At 44.7% G+C, this 19,128-nt stretch carries 20 protein-coding genes, 1 tRNA gene and 2 rRNA genes; 20 read left to right on the top strand and 3 right to left on the bottom strand.

The genetic code is table 11. The features are described 5' to 3' along the window. From R7E51_RS02430 to R7E51_RS02410, 5 genes are all read left to right on the top strand, one after another. Positions 1-866 (top strand): 23S ribosomal RNA (locus tag R7E51_RS02430); the annotation flags it as partial. 93 nt (positions 867-959) lie between these two features. Further along, positions 960-1,076: ribosomal RNA gene (gene rrf, locus R7E51_RS02425) — 5S ribosomal RNA — on the top strand. A 99-nt stretch (positions 1,077-1,175) separates the two neighbouring features. Then, a tRNA-Ser gene (locus R7E51_RS02420) sits at positions 1,176-1,266 on the top strand. A gap of 277 nt (positions 1,267-1,543) precedes the next feature. Further along, positions 1,544-2,305 carry a cytosolic protein gene (locus R7E51_RS02415; RefSeq protein ID WP_206957408.1) on the top strand — a complete coding sequence of 254 codons (762 nt, stop codon included), beginning with the start codon at positions 1,544-1,546 and terminating at the stop codon, positions 2,303-2,305. 103 nt (positions 2,306-2,408) lie between these two features. Further along, positions 2,409-3,440 carry a hypothetical protein gene (locus R7E51_RS02410; RefSeq protein ID WP_005374275.1) on the top strand — a complete coding sequence of 344 codons (1,032 nt, stop codon included), beginning with the start codon at positions 2,409-2,411 and terminating at the stop codon, positions 3,438-3,440. 163 nt (positions 3,441-3,603) lie between these two features. On the opposite strand, the gene R7E51_RS02405 is transcribed toward R7E51_RS02410, so the two are convergent. Both R7E51_RS02405 and R7E51_RS02400 read right to left on the bottom strand, forming a co-directional pair. Next, on the bottom strand, positions 3,604-3,960 hold the full coding sequence (locus R7E51_RS02405; RefSeq protein ID WP_005374274.1) for a YibL family ribosome-associated protein: 357 nt from the start codon (positions 3,958-3,960) through the stop codon (positions 3,604-3,606). Between the two features lie 85 nt (positions 3,961-4,045). After that, positions 4,046-5,041 (bottom strand): 2-hydroxyacid dehydrogenase, encoded by a 996-nt coding sequence (locus tag R7E51_RS02400; protein WP_054579202.1) that lies wholly within the window; start codon positions 5,039-5,041, stop codon positions 4,046-4,048. A 242-nt stretch (positions 5,042-5,283) separates the two neighbouring features. Between R7E51_RS02400 and R7E51_RS02395 the strand changes: the two genes are divergently transcribed. Then, complete coding sequence (locus tag R7E51_RS02395; RefSeq protein WP_206957409.1) at positions 5,284-5,766, top strand: L,D-transpeptidase family protein; 483 nt, start codon at positions 5,284-5,286, stop codon at positions 5,764-5,766. A 35-nt stretch (positions 5,767-5,801) separates the two neighbouring features. On the opposite strand, the gene R7E51_RS02390 is transcribed toward R7E51_RS02395, so the two are convergent. Then, a complete protein-coding gene (locus R7E51_RS02390; RefSeq protein WP_104976325.1) occupies positions 5,802-6,512 on the bottom strand; it encodes a glycerophosphodiester phosphodiesterase family protein in 711 nt (236 codons plus the stop codon). Between the two features lie 231 nt (positions 6,513-6,743). Between R7E51_RS02390 and R7E51_RS02385 the strand changes: the two genes are divergently transcribed. From R7E51_RS02385 to R7E51_RS02320, 14 genes are all read left to right on the top strand, one after another. Continuing rightward, positions 6,744-7,409 (top strand): response regulator transcription factor, encoded by a 666-nt coding sequence (locus tag R7E51_RS02385; protein ID WP_005386018.1) that lies wholly within the window; start codon positions 6,744-6,746, stop codon positions 7,407-7,409. Beyond that, a complete protein-coding gene (locus R7E51_RS02380; protein ID WP_158155649.1) occupies positions 7,409-8,782 on the top strand; it encodes a sensor histidine kinase in 1,374 nt (457 codons plus the stop codon). Before R7E51_RS02385 ends, R7E51_RS02380 begins: the two co-directional genes overlap by 1 nt. 207 nt (positions 8,783-8,989) lie before the next feature. Continuing rightward, on the top strand, positions 8,990-11,086 hold the full coding sequence (locus R7E51_RS02375) for a TonB-dependent siderophore receptor (protein WP_206957410.1): 2,097 nt from the start codon (positions 8,990-8,992) through the stop codon (positions 11,084-11,086). A gap of 74 nt (positions 11,087-11,160) precedes the next feature. After that, on the top strand, positions 11,161-11,928 hold the full coding sequence (locus R7E51_RS02370) for a DUF3450 domain-containing protein (RefSeq protein ID WP_005374260.1): 768 nt from the start codon (positions 11,161-11,163) through the stop codon (positions 11,926-11,928). Further along, positions 11,929-13,296, top strand: a complete 1,368-nt coding sequence (locus R7E51_RS02365; RefSeq protein ID WP_017819707.1) for a MotA/TolQ/ExbB proton channel family protein — start codon at positions 11,929-11,931, stop codon at positions 13,294-13,296. Further along, entirely contained in the window at positions 13,296-13,850 is a 555-nt protein-coding gene (locus R7E51_RS02360) for a MotA/TolQ/ExbB proton channel family protein (protein ID WP_017819708.1), read from the top strand. Before R7E51_RS02365 ends, R7E51_RS02360 begins: the two co-directional genes overlap by 1 nt. Beyond that, positions 13,847-14,251 carry an ExbD/TolR family protein gene (locus R7E51_RS02355; protein WP_005374257.1) on the top strand — a complete coding sequence of 135 codons (405 nt, stop codon included), beginning with the start codon at positions 13,847-13,849 and terminating at the stop codon, positions 14,249-14,251. The genes R7E51_RS02360 and R7E51_RS02355 overlap by 4 nt, the downstream gene beginning before the upstream one ends. Further along, on the top strand, positions 14,251-14,871 hold the full coding sequence (locus R7E51_RS02350) for an energy transducer TonB (protein WP_017819709.1): 621 nt from the start codon (positions 14,251-14,253) through the stop codon (positions 14,869-14,871). The genes R7E51_RS02355 and R7E51_RS02350 overlap by 1 nt, the downstream gene beginning before the upstream one ends. After that, positions 14,868-16,040: a tetratricopeptide repeat protein gene (locus R7E51_RS02345; RefSeq protein WP_017819710.1), complete on the top strand. Its 1,173-nt coding sequence runs from the start codon at positions 14,868-14,870 to the stop codon at positions 16,038-16,040. The genes R7E51_RS02350 and R7E51_RS02345 overlap by 4 nt, the downstream gene beginning before the upstream one ends. A gap of 133 nt (positions 16,041-16,173) precedes the next feature. Further along, positions 16,174-16,803 carry a PepSY-associated TM helix domain-containing protein gene (locus tag R7E51_RS02340; protein WP_005374254.1) on the top strand — a complete coding sequence of 210 codons (630 nt, stop codon included), beginning with the start codon at positions 16,174-16,176 and terminating at the stop codon, positions 16,801-16,803. A 21-nt stretch (positions 16,804-16,824) separates the two neighbouring features. After that, positions 16,825-17,364 (top strand): DUF2271 domain-containing protein, encoded by a 540-nt coding sequence (locus R7E51_RS02335; RefSeq protein WP_017635538.1) that lies wholly within the window; start codon positions 16,825-16,827, stop codon positions 17,362-17,364. A gap of 15 nt (positions 17,365-17,379) precedes the next feature. After that, entirely contained in the window at positions 17,380-18,210 is an 831-nt protein-coding gene (locus tag R7E51_RS02330; RefSeq protein WP_005374252.1) for a DUF4198 domain-containing protein, read from the top strand. 42 nt (positions 18,211-18,252) lie between these two features. Beyond that, positions 18,253-18,573, top strand: coding sequence for a hypothetical protein (locus R7E51_RS02325; RefSeq protein ID WP_005374251.1), 321 nt, complete (start codon positions 18,253-18,255; stop codon positions 18,571-18,573). Continuing rightward, positions 18,570-19,121, top strand: a complete 552-nt coding sequence (locus R7E51_RS02320; protein ID WP_149192199.1) for a DUF6162 family protein — start codon at positions 18,570-18,572, stop codon at positions 19,119-19,121. Before R7E51_RS02325 ends, R7E51_RS02320 begins: the two co-directional genes overlap by 4 nt. The last annotated feature ends 7 nt before the right edge of the window (positions 19,122-19,128 follow it).

Raw genomic sequence — 19,128 nt, 5'->3', positions numbered from 1 at the left:
TGTACCCGCGGCTAGACGGAAAGACCCCGTGAACCTTTACTACAGCTTGGCACTGAACATTGACCCTACATGTGTAGGATAGGTGGGAGGCTTTGAAGCGCAGTCGCTAGATTGCGTGGAGCCGTCCTTGAAATACCACCCTTGTAGTGTTGATGTTCTAACGTCGACCCCTAATCGGGGTTGCGGACAGTGCCTGGTGGGTAGTTTGACTGGGGCGGTCTCCTCCCAAAGCGTAACGGAGGAGCACGAAGGTGGGCTAATCACGGTTGGACATCGTGAGGTTAGTGCAATGGCATAAGCCCGCTTGACTGCGAGAATGACAATTCGAGCAGGTGCGAAAGCAGGTCATAGTGATCCGGTGGTTCTGAATGGAAGGGCCATCGCTCAACGGATAAAAGGTACTCCGGGGATAACAGGCTGATACCGCCCAAGAGTTCATATCGACGGCGGTGTTTGGCACCTCGATGTCGGCTCATCACATCCTGGGGCTGAAGTCGGTCCCAAGGGTATGGCTGTTCGCCATTTAAAGTGGTACGCGAGCTGGGTTTAGAACGTCGTGAGACAGTTCGGTCCCTATCTGCCGTGGGCGTTGGAGAATTGAAAGGGGCTGCTCCTAGTACGAGAGGACCGGAGTGGACGAACCTCTGGTGTTCGGGTTGTGTCGCCAGACGCATTGCCCGGTAGCTAAGTTCGGGATCGATAACCGCTGAAAGCATCTAAGCGGGAAGCGAGCCTTGAGATGAGTTCTCCCTGATACTTTAAGTATCCTAAAGGGTTGTCGTAGACTACGACGTTGATAGGCAGGGTGTGTAAGCGTTGTGAGGCGTTGAGCTAACCTGTACTAATTGCCCGTGAGGCTTAACCATACAACACCCAAGGGGTTTTGATGGACTCAATGAAAGAACGTTGAATGTGTAAGAACGAGAATTAAAAAACAGCTTTCCGAATTAAAGAATTTGCTTGGCGACCATAGCGTTTTGGACCCACCTGATTTCCATGCCGAACTCAGAAGTGAAACGAAATAGCGCCGATGGTAGTGTGGGGCTTCCCCATGTGAGAGTAGGACATCGCCAGGCTTTAAACATCGCTTTCAAGTTCTCTTTAATTGAGATAACTGAAGGCAAAACTAAAAATTAGCATCAATAGTATAAGACTGAGTTTTAGTGACAATTTGTGGAGAGATGGCTGAGTGGTTGAAAGCACCGGTCTTGAAAACCGGCATACGTTAATAGCGTATCTAGGGTTCAAATCCCTATCTCTCCGCCACTTTTAAAAAAACCGCTGTTCTTACAGCGGTTTTTTTGTATCTGCTGTTTTTTAACCGCTGTTATCGAAACTTCTAATTGATTTTTCTCTAGCTCTTTCTCCAAGTTTTTGCGTACCTACTTTGGGTTTAGTTTACGCAGTAATACCTTCAATCGAAGACATTTCCATACGTCTCATTTGGGCTTCAAATAGAGCTTTCTTAAGTCTCAACGTGGGATGCTTAAACGCATTTTGATAGAGTTCCAGTCTAAATACTGCGGATGCACTTGGAGAAAAAATGAAGCTACTTTACTGGTTAGATGAATGGCAAGCTCTTACTCAACAAGAACAAGAGATGGCTTTACCTATCTCTGGCTACGATTTACTTGATGATGTGTTTGTGAAGTATGAACTCGTCGATCTTAACAAGCCATTGTTGTTTACATTTTCTCCTTCCGGTACTGATGTGCAGGTACAAGATTTAACTCCGGATTTTTCTCCTTGGGGCTTCGAGCTCGGAATACAACAACAAGTAAACATTATTGCCTTTCAACATTTAGGACAAAGTAATTGGTTCCGTAGTCGGAATTTGATTTTCTTTCTGGAGCAGCTATCTGAGTTGCTTCATCCCTTCAAATGTCGTTTGGGTTATGGGCAAAGTCGAGGTGGCTTTGCAATTGGCGCGTTCGCTAACTTGCTGAAACTAGAACATCTTTTGTTGTTTTATCCTGTTAGCACTAAAAATAAAGCGTTAGTGCCTTGGGATGATCGGCCGAGTACTGAGCTTGCTCAGCAGTTTGCTTGGGAAAGCGGCTACCATGATCGAGATTTGGGCAATGCCAAAGGTTATATTATTTATGACCCATCCAATCGCATTGATCGTCTTCATGCTGAACGTTATCCAGAGCTTACCCATTTAAAAGTCGTCGGTATGGGACACGGCACTCAATCCACACAATTAGATAAATTAGAATTTTTTAATCTGGTGGCGCAGGAGTTTGTTCGCCATCAAACCTTAGATATTGACCAATTTAATAAGCAAATTCACGCTTTGTTTTAAAAGAGGACTGATATCAGAGTCCCCTGTAACCAGGGGGAGATGATCACACACTAAAAACTAGATTTTTAACACAATTGCTAGGCGCAATTTAGATGGAGGATTAATGAAGTTACTGTACTGGTTGGATGAATGGCTGGCTCTTTCTCGTGAAGAACAGCAAACCAGGCTACCGATGTCCGGGGAGGACTTACTTGATGATGTATTTGTTAAGTATGAGTTTGTCGACCGCAATAAACCGTTGTTGTTCACCTTTTCCCCTGCTGGTACGAATCTACAAGTACAGGACTTACACTCAGACTTTGCGCCTTGGGGTTATCGCTTAGCCCAGAAACAAAAAGTAAATATTATTTCATTTCAGCATCTTGGGAAAAGTAACTGGTTTCGCAGCCGTAATTTGATTTTCTTTCTAGAGCAACTGTCGACTTTACTTGAGCCCTTTGAATGTCGTTTAGGCTATGGACTTAGCCGCGGTGGTTTTGCTATTGGTGCCTTTTCTAATCTATTAAAGTTGGATCAAGTATTGATGTTTCACCCGGTCAGCACAAAAAACAAAGTTTTGGTGCCATGGGATGATAGGCCAAGTACTGAACTTGCCCAACAATTTGATTGGGAAGGAAAGTATCACGACCTCGACCTTGGCGATGCAAAAGGCTATATCATTTATGATCCAACTAATGAAATCGACCGCCTTCACGCCAAACGCTACCCAGAGCTCACTCACTTAAGAGTCTTCGGGATGGGACATGGTACCCACGCGACGTATTTGAATAAATTCGGTTTTTATAAGCAAGTGGCCGTAGACTTTATACGTTATCAGAAGATAGATATAGCGCAGTTTCGTCATCAGACCAAAACGCTGCGCTTAAAAGAAGATTACTATCAGTGCCTTAACAAGGCGAATGCGAGCTCACAGCATCGTTTAAACTTACTGAGCACCGCTCATAATGTACTAATTGAAGAAAAGAAAGAACATGTGAAGGAGCATCAAGCACAAATCGATATTCAGCCACTTGTTGATATTGCACTTAAGCATGAGTATGACAACCCGCAAGATGCAGTACAACTTTTGGAAGTCGCTCAGCAGTTGGTTCCGAATGATCCCGTTGTGGAGCACAAGTTGCAGCAACTGTCGTAACGTTGAGATATAATGCGGACGATATTGGTCGAAATAGGTCAGTGGCTTTTGTCGCTGGCCTTTTTAATAGCTTATGGATTGATATTTCGATGAAATCTAATGAAGCAGTACAAAATAAAAAGCCCAAGCAAATGCTTGGGCTCCATAAATGTTAATGCGAGTTTTAAAACTCTTTTGGCGCAAAGCCTGTCATCACATCAAGGCGAAGTTCTTTACCAACTTTTGTTAATGGGTGAACGATTACTAAGCCGCGTACGCGTTTTTTCAGTTTGCCGATGTCCGCTTGTTCTGCTTTGGTGATTTCACGAGAGAAAGGCATATCAAGTAAGCTTTTACGTTCTTTGTTCAGCTCATAGTTTTGCTTGTGCTTTAACTGGTTAAGCTTTTTGGTAAGCTGTTCTACTTCATCCGTGAACTTTGTAATCATTTCGTGATCACCACGAGAACGTGCCGCATCAAGTTTACGTTGGCATGTATCTAAACGGTTGTGCAGCTTTTGAATATCAGTTTTTATGCTCATGGTAATTTGGCTCAAATTTTAAATAGTCGAGGAGTATAGCATAGCTGAGATCACACGCTCTACTATACTTCTCGATTGTCTGGCTTTAGTTAATCAGTTCATTGCCCGATACGTTACCAGAGAAAAAGGCTTCGACGTTATCAAGCGTCACAGAGGCAATGTTATTAAGTGCTTCGTGAGTCAAGAATGCTTGGTGGCCAGTAAACAGCACGTTATGACAAGCCGATAAACGGCGGAAAACATCATCGACAATGACATCGTTAGATTTATCTTGGAAGAATAAGTCTTTTTCATTGTCATACACGTCTAGGCCAAGCGCACCAATCTTACCTTGTTTCAACGCTTCTATCGCCGCTAGTGAATCTAGCAACTCGCCTCGACTGGTGTTAATGATCATTACACCATCTTTCATTTGCGCGAAGGCTTTTTCGTTCAATAAGTGATAGTTTTCTTCACTCATTGGACAATGGAGAGAGATAATATCCGCATTAGCGTAGATTTCTTCAAGCGAACAGTAACGGGCTCCCATTTCTAGCGCTAATGGGTTTTCGTAGGGGTCGTAGCAAAGCAGTTCCATGCCAAGCCCTTTGAAGATACGCATCGTCGCGATACCAATCTTACCCGTACCAATAACACCAACGGTTTTTCCGAAAAAGTTAAAGCCAACAAGACCCTCTAGCGAGAAGTTGGCGTCACGTGTGCGTTGGTAGGCCTTGTGAAGACGGCGGTTTAGGCACATCATTAAACCAACCGTGTGCTCTGCCACTGCTTCTGGTGAGTAAGCAGGAACTCGAACCACTTGTAAGCCTAGTTCTTTGGCTGCTTGTTGATCAACTTTATCATATCCCGCGCAGCGCATAGCAATAAGCTTGGTCCCGCCCAGAGAAAGCTGTTTAAGGACAGGAGCTGAAAGATCATCATTAACAAACGCACATACGACATCACTGCCGTGCGCCATCTTGGCTGTTTTTTCGGTTAGTCGGAAGTCGTGATAGTGAAATTCAAAATCGCGGTTATTTTTAATTTTATTAAAAGAGGCTTCGTCGTAGGATTTTGCACTAAAAAAAGCAATGTTAATCATGGTTCCCTCTCAAAAAGTGCGGACTTTATAAATAAATATGCTTATAAAGTAATGCAACTTAGCCGCAATGAATAGAGAAATCTTCTCTTTGACTTTTGTTGTATCAAATAACGATAAGAAGTACGCCTTTCAGCGAGTGCTATCTTACGGTTCCGCATTAGATACTGTTTGCTTTACGAGCATTAACTGACTAGCATTATCGCTCTTTTCTTGTTCACTTTATTAGCTTAGGCGTTACGACAATGTCAGTAAAATGGTGCTCTATGTTCTTGTGTTGTGTGTTTGCTTCGGGCACTCACGCAGCTGTTGACCTCGTTAAAGTCGACAAGTCTAAGCGTCGAATGTATTTGATGGAACAAGGAGCAGTGCTAAAAGAATACCGAATTGCTTTAGGAGCGAACCCGCAAGGACATAAACAAGAAGAGGGAGACAATCGCACGCCGGAGGGCGAGTACACTCTAGATTATGTTATAGAGGACTCTGCTTTTTATCGTTCTGTGCATATCAGTTACCCTGATGCGATTGATACGTTGGAAGCGAGGCGCCGAGGTGTCTCCCCTGGAGGGAACATCAAAATTCATGGCTTAAAAAACGGTGAGAGTCAGTTGCCGATTTACATCCAAAGTTTTGATTGGACTAATGGGTGTATTGCGATTACCAACGAGGAAATGGACGAATTTATCCAGCTCGTCGAGATGGGGACACCAATTCAGATTGAGTGGTAATAAAAGGTCCCCTTTAATGTTCTGGCTCTTATAGGCTATGGCATAAAGCGCTGTGGATGATCACTAAAAATACCGTCTAACTGAGGCAGGTATTTCAGTTTATTTGGATTGTTCACCGTATAGCACATCACTTTGTAACCGGCTTGTTGGAGTTTGTTTATCTGGCGAGTGCGAACCCAGTTAATGTTTAGGTTGCAGCTATAGGCACTAACTTCTTCCAAAAGGCGTTTATCTTTTCTCGTAAAGAATTCACTTAACACACCCAATCGGTAGCCACTGCAGCATTTGTGCATCGCTCTAATGACGTCATGACTAAAGCTCGATAGGAGTACATTCTCTTGCGGCATTGGACTTTTTGCTAACGCATTGGCTAGAGTCTGCGCCACTTCTTCCGCTGGATGGTTGTCTACTTTAACTTCAATATTCAAGTTAAGCTTATTCTCAGTAGCTAAAGTGAGCAGTTCATCTAGTGTCAAGATCTTCTCGCCTGAAAAGTCTGTGCTAAACCAACTACCGAAATCTAATGCTTTTAACTCTTCCAGGGTGAGCTCATCAACACGCCCTTGTCCATTGCTGCATCGATTGACGGTATGATCATGGCAAACCACTAAAACATTATCTTTGGTAGGTTGTATATCCACTTCCACCCACTTTAATCCCAGGTCAATGGCTGCTTGAATGCTTATTTTTGTATTCTCAGGGTATGAACCTGCCACGCCACGGTGACCAATTAATAACGTTTCCATTCGCTTTATCTTTTGCTTTGCGGTTGCCAGATTGTACTCGTTTTTTCTATGAAGATATATCTAGGTGCATATTGTTAGGAGCCTTTAGTACAAGTGAACATTAAACTCTAATTAGTACGTTGCTGCTTCTTGGACTGAGTCCTGTGGACTTAAAGCCTTAGAGTGTGTAGTTGTTTAATTGGTAAATGAGTAATAAAATGCGAACCATTTTTATTTGAATGGTGAGTGGTAATGTCACGAGTTTTGATAGTCGATGATGACGTTCCTTTGTGCGAGCTGTTAGAAGCGGTTTTGCAAGAGGAGGGCTACATCGTCTCTTCTGTACATTGCGGTGAAAGTGCGCTGCAATATATGGAAAAAACGCCTGTAGATCTTGTATTGCTTGATGTCATGTTACCAAACCTTAACGGTATGCAAGTTGCTCGTAGGATCTGTCAGCGCTTCGCGACACCTATCCTAATGCTTACCGCTCTCAACGATGAAAACTCGATGCTTGATGGTTACCAAGCGGGGGCCGATCAGTATATCGGAAAGCCCTTTAATGTCGCTGAGCTTCTAATGCGCATCAAAGCGATTCTTCGTCGTGTTGGCTTGGAACGTCAACGTCAGACGATGTGTAGTACCGTTCAAACGATCAGTGACCAGCTTAATAGCTTACCCCTCACAAGTACGGAAGCTGAACTATTGAGCTACTTGGTAAAAAACCAAGGAGTCGTGATTTCAAAAGCAGAGCTTCAAACTGAAGTGTTAAAGAAAGAGCTGAGTCCTTTTGATCGCAACCTTGATATGCACATCAGTAACATACGTCGCAAGTTAGTTGAAGCGGGGCTTTCCAAGCAACATATCAAAACCTTCCGTGGCAAAGGTTACAGTTATTTAGAGGCTGTAAACCGTTAATGAAGCTCCGGTGTCCACCTTTTATTGCAAAACGTAAAGATAGCTTAGCGTTCAAGTTATTTAGTTGCATGACCGCAATTGTCATTAGTATTTTGGTCGTGCAATCCTTAGCGGAACAAGCTCTGGTGAAAGCCATGTTGAAAGTGCCCGATAGTGTGCGAGAAGAAATGCTAGACCTTGCACATCAAGCCAATGTATTGATTGAGCACGGAGACATGGACGAACTTGCTGACTGGGCAAATGCGCAAAACTTTTATTTATTTGTGTTGAATGAACATCAGCAACCAGTTACGCACCGTCTGATGCATCCGCACTTCGAGTTCAAACTTCAATTTAAGAGAAGCATTGATGATCAACTTGAGGGGAAAGTGAATCGCCCCATCATCAATATTCCTTTAGTTCATGGCAATACTTTAGTGATTCAGTTGCCACATCGACTGCACCCTGCAAATGACTTCATTCTGTATTTCTCTATTCTCAAAGTCGTGATTGCAGTGGTTATTTTGGCGCTCTTTTCACTGCTAATGGCACGTAACTTACAGCAACCATTGGATCGATTGAGAGAAGCAAGCAAAAAGCTATCTAATGGAGATTTTAATGTCAGTGTCGTGAAAGAGCTGAAGTCGAGCACGCGTGAGTTTAACGAGTTAGCGCAAGATTTCGATCACATGACGCAACAGATTCATTCTCTCGCTGAAAAGCAGCGACTGCTTATAAGAGATGTCTCTCACGAATTGAGAACGCCGTTAGCGAGGCAGAACTTGGTTCTGCATCTTTTGCGAAAGCGTGTTGGAGAAAGTGAGCAAAGTCTAGTGACAAGGCTAGAAGATGAAGCAAAAGAGCTAAACCATTTGATCAGCGATATATTGGAGTTCAGTCGCTTGGAAAATGCGCGTTTCGACAAAGCCACGAAACGCTGTGATTTAGAAGTTTTGCTCTCCCCGCAAGTAGAGCGTTGCAAAATAGATTTGAAGTCAGAACAGACGTTGTCTTTCCGCTCAGAAGCTGTATGTGCTAAAGCTTTTTGTGAAGAAACGCTCGTCATTCGTTGTTTGAACAATCTTATTGGTAATGCCATTAAATATTCAGGACAAGCATCTCAGATAGAAGTTTCTCTGGAAAATTATGTCAAAGAAGGGCAGCAGTTCACCACCATGTCAGTATCTGATGATGGGCCTGGTATTCCAGAGAACAAGCTGGTCGATATTTTTGATCCGTTTACGCGCTTAGATGCTTCTAGAGATAAAAAGCTTGGTGGCTACGGTTTAGGTCTTGCGATTGTCAAAGAATCCATGCGTATTATGGGTGGAGCAGTTACGGCGAAAAACCGTGAGCAAGGTGGTCTGAGGGTTACTTTAGTGTTCAAGCAATAAGTATGATTAAGTCGTAATTTTTGTGATTAATATCACATTATCATGGCGCATCATCAGAGAGTACTTTACAAAAGTTTGCAAATGCAAAGAATGTAAATTTAATGCAAATGGTAATACTTATCACTTATATTCACCCGCGAAATAATTAAGAGGGAATCGCATTCAACAAGTATGTGACCCGAAAAATAATAATCGGAGTGAAAGGATATGTTTACTAAGAGCCATTTGGCGTTAGTGATCGGTGCAGTGTTAGCAACACCTGCAGTGGCGGAAGTTCAAACAGACGAACATGTAGTTGTAGAAGGTCGAGAGTTTGGCTACAAGGCAGATACAAACAGTACAGCAATGCGCATGGAAATGACGCAGCTGGAAACGCCGGGACAAGTAGCGGTTATCGATGAAACGGTAATTGATGAGCAGCGTGCAAGTACACTTGGTGAAGTGCTACGTAACGATGCAAGTGTTAGCGCGGGTGGTACAAGCCGTAACCGCGAACGTTTCTCTCTACGTGGTTTTGAACTTAGCAGTTCAGACGGTTTTCTTCGTGATGGTCGTCAACACTGGTCACACTACCGTCAGCCAATTGAGCTTTTAGAGCGTGTTGAAGTGCTTAAAGGTCCATCAGGTCTGCTATACGGTAAATCTGAGCCGGGTGGTTTGGTAAACATGGTTTCGAAAAAACCAACAACTCAAACACAAGCAAGTTTGAGTCAAGATCTAGGTTCGAATGATCACTCACGCACTGTGCTTGATGTGAGTGGCGCGCTAAATGATGCAGAGACACTGCGAGCGCGCGCAATTTTTGCCAAAGAAAGCTACGGCTCTTGGCGCAGGTACGGTGATGGCACTGAGCCTAAAACAGATCGTACGGTAGCTGGCCTAGTGGTTGAGTACGATATCACAGACAACTTTATGGTATCGGCTCATTACGATCGCACGAAAGACGACGGTAGCGTGGACTCTGGCGCATACATTGTTGATGGCAAAGCGGTTCGCGGTGATAAGTACATTTGGGATGCGCAGTGGTCTGAAATTGATAACGAAGTAGAAAACTACGGTGTCGATATTAATGCGCAAGTCACGGATAACGTGAACGTAAAAGCAGGTTACAACCGTCAAGACTTTAAGCGTTTTGATGTGGAGTCTTACCCAGGTTTCGAAACTTATGACCAAGATACTAAGATCGACCATTCTGGTAACGAACGCAAAGATAATTGGGTGTTTGATACTGCATATATAGATGTGACGACGGACTTTTCTCTGTTTGGTACAGATAACACGTTTTTGGTAGGTGCGAACTATCTAGAGTATACCTATGACCGTTTCCAAAAGTATTACAACCCTATAAGTATAGAAGCCGGTCAGACAGTGCCTCGTCCTGGCTACTCTGGGAAAGTTAAACAGTCCACAAGCGAGCACGATACTTGGGGTATCTACGCGCAAAATATGATGACGATTAATGATTACTGGCAAGTGCTTGCAGGTGTTCGTTATGACGAAAAGCGTGATGATGACCTGACCGAAAACCAGGTTTCTCCAAAATTTGGTGTAATTTTCCACCCAGCGACGAATGGCTCGGTTTACGTTCAGTACTCTGAAAGCTTTATGCCGCAAGGTGAAGTCAGCAGTGGTCGTGGCAAAAAGTATATCAATGATGGTGAGAAGCTAGACGCAGAGCGTGGTATCTCTTACGAGATCGGAACTAAGTGGGAACTGTTTGATCAGCGCTTATTTGTATCTGGTGCAGTGTTTGATATCACGTTAGAGAACATCTCGCTGGATGTTGAAAGCGGCAAAGACGCGGGCGGCAATCTCCTACACAAGAAAACGCAAGGTGGTGAGCAAGTTCACAAAGGTGCTGAGTTAATGGCTCAAGGTTTTGTGACCCCAGAGTTGTCGCTAACCGCTTCTGCAATGTATTTGGATGCAGAGCTTAAGAAGGCAGAAAGATATGAAGGTAACCGCCCTGTAGACGTGCCAGAGTTCTCGGCAAGTCTATGGTCTAGCTACAAGGTTCAAGACAACACTAACTTAAACCTTGGTTTGATTTATGAAGGTGATCGCTACGGTGATGCAAAGAACACCTTCAAGAAAGATGGCTACGCTCGCGTTGATATGGGCGTGTCATACAAACATAAGTACGATGAAAACTTGGATATCATTGCTCGATTCAATGTCGAGAATTTATTCGATACCGACTACTTCGCAGGTGGTGGTAGCACGAATGGCGAGCAAAAAGGTGCGAGTGGGGTTGTGGTTGGAGAAAGCCGCAACTACATGGCAACAATCCAGTTCAAGTACTGATAACAATTTGATTATTAAAGGGGAAGGGTAGTCTTCCCCTTTGGTCGTTTTTGGAACACAGAAATATAACTCGTATGAATCTAATGAAATCAAGTATCGCTCTGTTGATATCATCGGTTTTGATTCCCGCTCACGCGGCGAACTTAAACGATGCACAAGCTGTGCAGAGTAAAACAAACCAGTCGTCGGCGGTAAGCCAAAAACGTATTGATGCAAGCGCAGAAAAATCACTTACTCTAGAAGCTGAAATTGAGCAGCTGCAAGAAGAAGTCGGTAACTTGAAGATTTATCGCGATCATCTTGCAAGCCTTGTTGAGAGCCAAAATCAAGAAGTTGATAGCTTGAACGAGCAAATTGAACAGATTGCTCAAACTCGTCAAGGTGTCGTGCCTTTAATGTATCACATGCTTGAGGGCTTAAAAGTGCTCGTCGCTAACGACAAGCCTATACGCAAAGCGCAACGTGAGGAGCGAATTGCAAAGCTGGATTCCATGATGACGCGTGCAGACGTTGCGGATGCAGAGAAGTTTCGTCGTATTTTAGAAGCGTACCAAATTGAAATGGATTACGGCACCAAGCTTGGCGTTTACCAAGGCAAGATTAACCTGGGTGACAATGAAGCTGTGGAGGCGGACATTCTCTATTTAGGCCGTTTGTCTTTGGTAGCGCGTAGCTTATCTGGTGACACATTTTGGAGCTGGTCACAGCAACAACAAGCATGGCAACAAGTGGGTTCTGAGCAAAAATCAGAGCTAGACAAAGCGTTCGCTATGGCGAATAAACAGATCGCGCCGAGTATGTTAACTCTGCCAGTGTCGTTAACCGCTGCGGAGGGCAAATAAATGATGAAAAAATGGTTATCGGTTGCATTAATCTCGACAGCCGCATTAATGCCTTATACAACTTTTGCTAGTGATGCGTTGTTACAAAAGGCGCAGCAAGAAAATCGTCAACAGCAATCGCACAATGTCGCGCGTGAATCAGGTTTTAAGCAAACAGAGCAAGACCTACAGGCTATAAAGAATAAATTGGTGGCAGAGCGTGCTGCTCTTCAAGCAGAGGCGGACTCATTAAGTATTACCTTCGGTGAAAATGAAGCAGAACTGGCACAGCTAGAAGAAAAGTTGCGTCTAGAAACCGGGAGCCTAGGTGAGTTATTTGGCGTCGTTCGCCAGAACGCAAAAGAGCTAGAGTCTGAGCTAAAAAGCTCAGTAACCGGTGTAGATGCAAACTCATATCAGAAAGATATCGATGCTATTGTTGCGGCTAAATCACTGCCAACGTTGACCCAACTTCAGGCGATGTGGCGCAGCATGGAAGAACAAATCAAAGCAAGCGGTGAAATGGCAAACGTCTCTTTCACACTGCTAAATGGCGAGGGTCGTGAACAAACGGTTAGTGGTGTTCGTCTTGGTTCTATGGCGCTGCTGGATGACACTGGCTACGTTAAGTGGAATGGTCAACGCGGAGATGCGGTAAACTATCTTCGTCAGCCTGAAAGCGGTCCAACAGCGAATACTATTTCCTCTGGTGACATTGATGCGCTTGTCATAGATCCGTCACGTGGCATTCTTCTTGAGCAGCTCGCAAACTCACCGACTTTGGCTGATCGCCTAAATGCGGGTGGCGTTGTCGGCAAAATCATCCTTGGTTTATTGGCTATCGGCCTATTGATTGCGCTCGTACGTGGTGCATCTTTGATGATTTCGCGCCAGAAAATCATGAAGCAACTGAAAACCCCAGCGCAGCCAGGAAACAACCCTTTGGGTCGCGTGCTTGCGGTATACCAGAAAGACAAGCATCGCAGCGTAGAAGCGTTAGAACTACGTCTTTTGGAAGCCGTTGTTGATGAGCAAACCCACCTAGAAAAAGGGTTGTCGATGCTTAAGCTTCTTGCTGCTCTAGCTCCTATGCTTGGCCTACTAGGCACGGTAACGGGTATGATCGAAACCTTCCAAGTCATCACTCAATTTGGTAATGGTGATCCGAAAGTAATGGCGGGTGGCATTTCGATGGCACTTGTGACTACCGTACTTGGCCTTGTTTCAGCCATGCCTTTGCTATTAGCGCACAACGTATTGAGCTCTCAAGCAGAAAATATTCGCAGTATCTTAGAAAAACAAGGCATCGGTTTAGTTGCAGAACAAGCTGAGCGTGATATGCCGAATAACAAAAGTCACTCTAACACCTTAGCGGAGAACGCAGCGTAATGGAGCAGATCCTACTCAGCACATTGGGTTTGATCAGTGAGGATTGGGCCACAACCTTGATGAGCTTTATGCAGCAAGGTGGTCAAATCCTATGGTGGCTGGCCGCCGTCGTGGCGGTGTGCTGGCTGTTGGTTATGGAGCGAGTTATTTATCTCACAACGGTTTTCCCTGGGGTAAAAAAACAGCTTTGTGAGCAGTGGCACGCAAGATCAGAGCACCACTCTTGGTACGCGCATCAAATCCGTGAAGGATGGATTGCAAAAGCGCAAATCGAACTACGCCAAAACCTATCGACTATTAAGCTACTTGTGGCGGTTTGCCCAATGCTAGGGTTGTTAGGGACGGTGACAGGCATGATTACGGTGTTTGACGTAATGGCATCGCAAGGCAGCAGCAATCCGAAATTGATGGCTTCTGGTATCTCACTTGCTACGCTGCCAACCATGGCAGGTATGGTAGCAGCGCTTGCGGGCATGTTTATTCATGCTCGCCTTAGCAAAGTGTGTGAACGAAAAGCTATCCAGTTAGAACAATCTTTAAGGAGTCAAAAGTGAGACTCGGACGCAGACCTAACCAACAAGATGAAGCTCAAGTCGATTTAACCTCGATGCTTGATATCGTCTTCATCATGTTGATCTTCTTCATTGTGACCAGTTCGTTTGTACGTGAATCCGGTGTAGAAGTGAATCGCCCCCAGGCTTCTAATGTAGTAAGTCAAAAAGACGCGGGCATTTTTATCGCAGTAACGGCAGCGAATGATGTGTACATTGACAAACGAGTGGTTGATATTGAGCGTGTTGAGGCCTCTATTGAGCACCTGTTACTTGATCAACCTGATGCTTCGTTAGTTATCCAAGCTGACGAGCATGCTTACAATGGCACTGTCGTGAAAGTGATGGACGCTGCAAAGGCGGCGGGTGTGAAGAACATTGCATTGGCGGCGGAGAAACCTTAATGGGCAGGCTGTTACTTGCACTACCAGCATCACTGTTAATTTCTGTGAGCTTGTTTAGCTTTATGGCGTGGATGGTTGATAAAGGCAACCAGCGTGCACCAGAAGCTTCAGAAGCCGTTCGTTTTGATATGGTGATGGTAGAGAATGAAGCAGACGTGCAGCGTCGTCAACGTTCAGTGCCGGAGCAACCAGAACCACCTCAAGCGCCGGAGCCAATGGATCTGTCTCAATCTGACACTCAAATGGAACCAATGAGTCAGATGACGCCAGTCAGTGCTTTAGGTTTAAACACAGCCCTTGAAGGCATCGCGATTAGCGCCCCAAACTTGAAGGGAACAATGGGCAACCAGCAAGCACTGCCGTTGTATCGTGTTGATCCTCGCTATCCAAGTAAGGCGCTGAAACGTAGAGTGGAAGGTTATGTCATTATGCGTTTCACGATCGATGCAACTGGACGACCAAAAGATATTGAAGTGATCGAGGCTGAGCCCGAGCGCATGTTTGAAAGAGAAGCAATCCGTGCGCTTAAAAAATGGAAGTATCAGCCAAAAGTTGAGGATGGTGTGTCAATTGAGCAGTTCGGACAAACCGCTAAAGTGGAGTTCAAGTTAGCCAAATGATGAAAAAATTCTTAATCGGTACGGTATTAAGCCTGAGTGCACTCTCAACCATTGCCAGTGAGTTAAGCCAATACACCGCAGCGAGAGTTCAACGAGCATACAACTTGGCTCAAGAAGAGAAACTGAAAGAAGCGATTTCATCTCTTGAAGCTATGGAGCTTTCTCGTGGATATGACCAAGCTTATGTCGCTCGAATGTTGGGTATTTTTTACTGGCAGAATGAGCAAACTCAAGCGGCGATTAAGCAACTTGAGTTGGCAGTCAATAGTGGTTTGCTACAAGATGAGCAATCATGGCAAACCCGAAAAATGTTGGCTGATATACTGCTGAACGAGCAACGTTTTTCTAAGGCGTTACCTCATTACTATGCCTTGAGCAAAAACATTCCTAAAGGTCAAAAAGCGCATGAGCTATGGCTACGTATTTCCCAATCTCATTATCAACTGAGTCAGTGGCAAAAAGTGCTTTCAGCAATGGCTCGTTATGAGAAGTTTGGTCAGCCAGACAAGCTTGGCGCATTGTCGATAAAGCTTTCTGCTGAGCTAGAACTGAAAAAGTGGAAGCCGGCAATCTCGACCATCAAACGCTTAATCGTGATTGAACCTGAGCGAATTGAATGGTGGCGTCAGCTTGTTGCTCTATATCTACGGGTTGATGACAACAAACGTGCCCTAGACTCTTTGGCGTTGGCAAAACTGAAAGGGTTACAACTTAGCCAAGATGACTTAAAGCTGCTGGCACAATTGTACGCGAAACGAGGTATTCCTGAGAGAGCTGCGTTGGTGATGAACGAGCTAGAGGATGTAAACTCGAATAGTAAGCTAAAAGCTCAGCAAGCAACGTATTGGCAAATGGCAAAAGAGTGGGAAGAATCTATTGATAGCTGGCGTATTGCAGCTCAGCTAGATAGGCAGTATTACTGGAACTATTCTCAACTGTTGGTGCAAGAAGGCCATTATAAAGATGCCATTGCCGCGCTCGATAATGTCAGAGGTCGTAAAGCGGATGTTGCACTTATCAAAACTCGCGCTTACTACAAACTTAAGCGGTTTGACGATGCGCTCGCTAACGCCAAAAGAGCGAATGAGATTAAGCCGTCTAATCAGGCAAAAAGTTGGGTTAAGTATCTATCTCAGCTACGCAAAGTAGAATCGACGCAGAACTCATAGCGAACATTTTTATTAAATACCCGAGCTCAGTCTCGGGTATTTTTTTGTTTAAAGTAAACAATGTAAATTAAATGCCAATACGAATGATTATCACCTAAATTATGCCCCACATTTATTGGTGATGATTGTTTCTATGTTGCTTAAAAGCAAAGGTGTTCAAACTTGGGCTCGCCGCCTACATATCTATATTTCGATGGCTCTTCTCTTAGTTACGCTGTTTTTTGCAGTAACTGGTATTACCCTCAATCGCCCCGAATTGTTTGAACGCAGTGAACCTATCATTCAACAACATACTCTGACGGTTCCGCACTCAGTTTTATTCTCACATTCAGATACCTTTCAACCTAATCGTGAAGGGCTGGTGGCTTTCTTGACTAAAGAAACCGAGCTTCGCGGCACTCCCTCCGCACTAGATGTGTATACCGAAGTTGAGCAAGGTGAGTTGTTACTCGGAGAGCTTTCTATGGATTTTAAAGGCCCGGGTTATAACGCTACGGTCTTTATTGATATGACTACTGGTGCAGCAGACGTCGAAACGACGCACTACGGTATTGTTGCGCTGCTGAACGATCTACATAAAGGACGCAACAGTGGTGGGATTTGGAAGTGGTTTATCGACGTCACTGCGCTTTTGATGGTGTTTTTTGTTCTTACAGGCGTGTGCTTGTTACTGCCTAAGAAGAAGACGCTCAGAACGTCAATGCAATGGATGAGCTTTGGTACGTTACTGTCGCTCGTAATTTATTTTGTTGCTGTTCCATAACAGCTTTTTTAGAGAACACTTATGTTGAACACAGGAAGATTTTTCCGCCGTAATCACTTTTGTAAAGCCGCTTTGATCGCGGCTTTTACTCCTTTCTCTCTTTCCGCGGCGCCTCTACCAGATAACGCGAAGGTCGACTTCGAACTCGAACTTCCAAAGATAGATACCTCAATGTATGCACGCCCTTATGTGGCGGTTTGGGTTGAAAACGATCAGCGTAAACCGGTTAAAACCATCCAGTTATGGGTAGGGAAAGACGAATGGTTAAAAGATCTACGCAGCTGGTGGAGAAAAGCGGGTCGTTATGATCGTGAACTTGTTGATGCGGTGACTTCTGCAACACGTCCTGCTGGTCAATACCGCTTTGTCTGGGATGGAACCAATGACGCAGGGGAGCGTTTGGAACAAGGAAATTACACGTTGTACGTCGAGGTCGTTCGTGAACACGGTGGGCGAAACTACTTACGTCAAAAAATAACGCTAGCGGACAGTGACGTGCGCTATGAGCTTAAACCAACACAAGAGACGGGTGTCATCACCGTCAATTATCAAGTTAAGTGATTAAAGGACACAACAATGAAAACCAAAATGAAAGCAGTGGCATTGGCGAGTGTAATGGCAATGGGATTGGCTGTAACCACCACCGCACAAGCACATCCACGTTGGGTTCTGCCCTCTCACTTTACGGTTTCTAAAGAAGGCGGTGACTGGCTGACATTTGATGTTACTGCCTCTCACGGAACGTTTGTTTTTGATAAGCCTGCGGGTAGTGATCAGGCATTTGTGGTGATGCCGGATGGCCGCTCTGAGCGGCCTAACTTTGTTGTTCGTGGCAAGCGTCGCTCTATGTTTGATTTCTTTTTTACAGAAGAAGGCACGCACAAAGTCGCGATTAATAATCAGCCGAGCTACTACACACAATACAAAGCGGGCCGTCGTGATACGGTGAAATGGGCGCGAGCAAACAAAGCTGAGCGTGGTGACGTGCTTCCTGAGCAAGCGCGTGATGTGGTTACTCAACTAAGTTACACCCGAGCAGAAAGCTACATTACGGTTGGTATGCCAACGGACAAAGCGTTGGAGATTGAAGGCAAAATGCTGGAGATGAAACCGATCACGCATCCATCGGACATCATTGAAGGTGAGCCTGTGACTTTCCAGTTTTTCTTTAACGGAGAGCCACAAGAGGGCGTTACTGCTGAGATTACACGTGAAGGTACCATGTACCGAAACCATCAAGAACAAATCGATGTGGTGAGCGATAAAGATGGCAAAGTGATCTTCACGCCAGAAGTCGCTGGGCGCTACTTAATGAAAGCGAACTACAAAGGTGAATTAAAAGATAATCCATTGGCGGATAAAGCGAGTGCCAATGTTCATCTTACGTTTGAAACTCAACTTAACTAATCGAATTAGGCTCAGCAATTGCTGGGCCATTTTGGAATTATCATGAATAACACTTCTCTTCTAAAAGCTGTTTTGCTTTTTTCTGGATTTGCGTCCTTTCACGCTGCTGCACATTTTCCTCTGATGAGCTGTCACTTGGCGCAAGATAAAGTGATTTGTGAAGCGGGCTACTCGGATGGATCGACAGCGGTCGACTACGATGTCGAAATGTACGATTACGACGACAATCTGATCGCCAAAGAAAAAACAGATAAGCGTTCCATCGCAGAATTTACTCACCCTGAAACAGATTTCTATTTGGTATTTGATGCCGGACATGAAAGCCCGGTGGAAGTGGATATCGTTGAGCTGAAAGAGAAATGAGTGTACAGAAAGTTCGCCCTGATGATGGTAACCGAGAAGGAAAGTGGGTCGCACTGACAATCGCAGCAATTCTCAGTTCAGCAGCCATACTTATGCCCTACCATCAGGTCGCGACTGAAAAGCCAGACATGCAGTCTCATCAAGTGTTAATCACGGATTTACATCAAAATGAGTTGGGGTTGATCGCTGAGCTTAAGCTCGCTCATGAAGAGATTCGTGATTTGCAGCTAGAAACTGGAACTTGGCCTGAGGTCTCTGACATGGAGGCGCTTTGGATTGCTCCATTCGTGAAAGACCAAAACTGGAAGCGTAAAGGTTCTCATCAGTGGCAACGAATTGATGACGGTGTCTACATTGGCGCGAAGACCAGTGCCCAAGGCTCTGCTTCCATGCTGTTGGATAGCCGCAGTTCTCAAGCTGATATTTGGTTTAATGATTCTAGCCGTTCGTTAAATGTGGAGGGACTAAGCGATCTAGCTAAACGCCACGATTTCGGCTGGAAACAAATCGTTCTGTCAGGCTCTTCTTCCCACTCTCACGCCCATTAAGACAACA

Origin of the sequence: Vibrio sp. Vb1166 (assembly GCF_033338695.1) — a bacterium.
In the GTDB taxonomy this organism is placed as follows: domain Bacteria; phylum Pseudomonadota; class Gammaproteobacteria; order Enterobacterales; family Vibrionaceae; genus Vibrio; species Vibrio alginolyticus.
Note: the sequence above shows the minus strand (reverse complement) of the source record. Positions and strands in the feature narration are given on the sequence as shown.

Excerpts from the sequence above, each read along its gene's own strand:
- R7E51_RS02345 (WP_017819710.1), top strand. The coding sequence starts at position 14,868 with ATGATGAAAAAATTCTTAATCGGTACGGTATTAAGCCTGAGTGCACTC.
- R7E51_RS02360 (WP_017819708.1), top strand. The coding sequence starts at position 13,296 with ATGGAGCAGATCCTACTCAGCACATTGGGTTTGATCAGTGAGGATTGG.
- R7E51_RS02365 (WP_017819707.1), top strand. The coding sequence starts at position 11,929 with ATGATGAAAAAATGGTTATCGGTTGCATTAATCTCGACAGCCGCATTA.
- R7E51_RS02390 (WP_104976325.1), bottom strand. The coding sequence starts at position 6,512 with ATGGAAACGTTATTAATTGGTCACCGTGGCGTGGCAGGTTCATACCCT.
- R7E51_RS02415 (WP_206957408.1), top strand. The coding sequence starts at position 1,544 with ATGAAGCTACTTTACTGGTTAGATGAATGGCAAGCTCTTACTCAACAA.
- R7E51_RS02325 (WP_005374251.1), top strand. The coding sequence starts at position 18,253 with ATGAATAACACTTCTCTTCTAAAAGCTGTTTTGCTTTTTTCTGGATTT.
- R7E51_RS02410 (WP_005374275.1), top strand. The coding sequence starts at position 2,409 with ATGAAGTTACTGTACTGGTTGGATGAATGGCTGGCTCTTTCTCGTGAA.
- R7E51_RS02320 (WP_149192199.1), top strand. The coding sequence starts at position 18,570 with ATGAGTGTACAGAAAGTTCGCCCTGATGATGGTAACCGAGAAGGAAAG.
- R7E51_RS02350 (WP_017819709.1), top strand. The coding sequence starts at position 14,251 with ATGGGCAGGCTGTTACTTGCACTACCAGCATCACTGTTAATTTCTGTG.
- R7E51_RS02340 (WP_005374254.1), top strand. The coding sequence starts at position 16,174 with ATGTTGCTTAAAAGCAAAGGTGTTCAAACTTGGGCTCGCCGCCTACAT.
- R7E51_RS02385 (WP_005386018.1), top strand. The coding sequence starts at position 6,744 with ATGTCACGAGTTTTGATAGTCGATGATGACGTTCCTTTGTGCGAGCTG.
- R7E51_RS02395 (WP_206957409.1), top strand. The coding sequence starts at position 5,284 with ATGTCAGTAAAATGGTGCTCTATGTTCTTGTGTTGTGTGTTTGCTTCG.
- R7E51_RS02330 (WP_005374252.1), top strand. The coding sequence starts at position 17,380 with ATGAAAACCAAAATGAAAGCAGTGGCATTGGCGAGTGTAATGGCAATG.
- R7E51_RS02400 (WP_054579202.1), bottom strand. The coding sequence starts at position 5,041 with ATGATTAACATTGCTTTTTTTAGTGCAAAATCCTACGACGAAGCCTCT.
- R7E51_RS02405 (WP_005374274.1), bottom strand. The coding sequence starts at position 3,960 with ATGAGCATAAAAACTGATATTCAAAAGCTGCACAACCGTTTAGATACA.
- R7E51_RS02380 (WP_158155649.1), top strand. The coding sequence starts at position 7,409 with ATGAAGCTCCGGTGTCCACCTTTTATTGCAAAACGTAAAGATAGCTTA.
- R7E51_RS02370 (WP_005374260.1), top strand. The coding sequence starts at position 11,161 with ATGAATCTAATGAAATCAAGTATCGCTCTGTTGATATCATCGGTTTTG.
- R7E51_RS02375 (WP_206957410.1), top strand. The coding sequence starts at position 8,990 with ATGTTTACTAAGAGCCATTTGGCGTTAGTGATCGGTGCAGTGTTAGCA.
- R7E51_RS02335 (WP_017635538.1), top strand. The coding sequence starts at position 16,825 with ATGTTGAACACAGGAAGATTTTTCCGCCGTAATCACTTTTGTAAAGCC.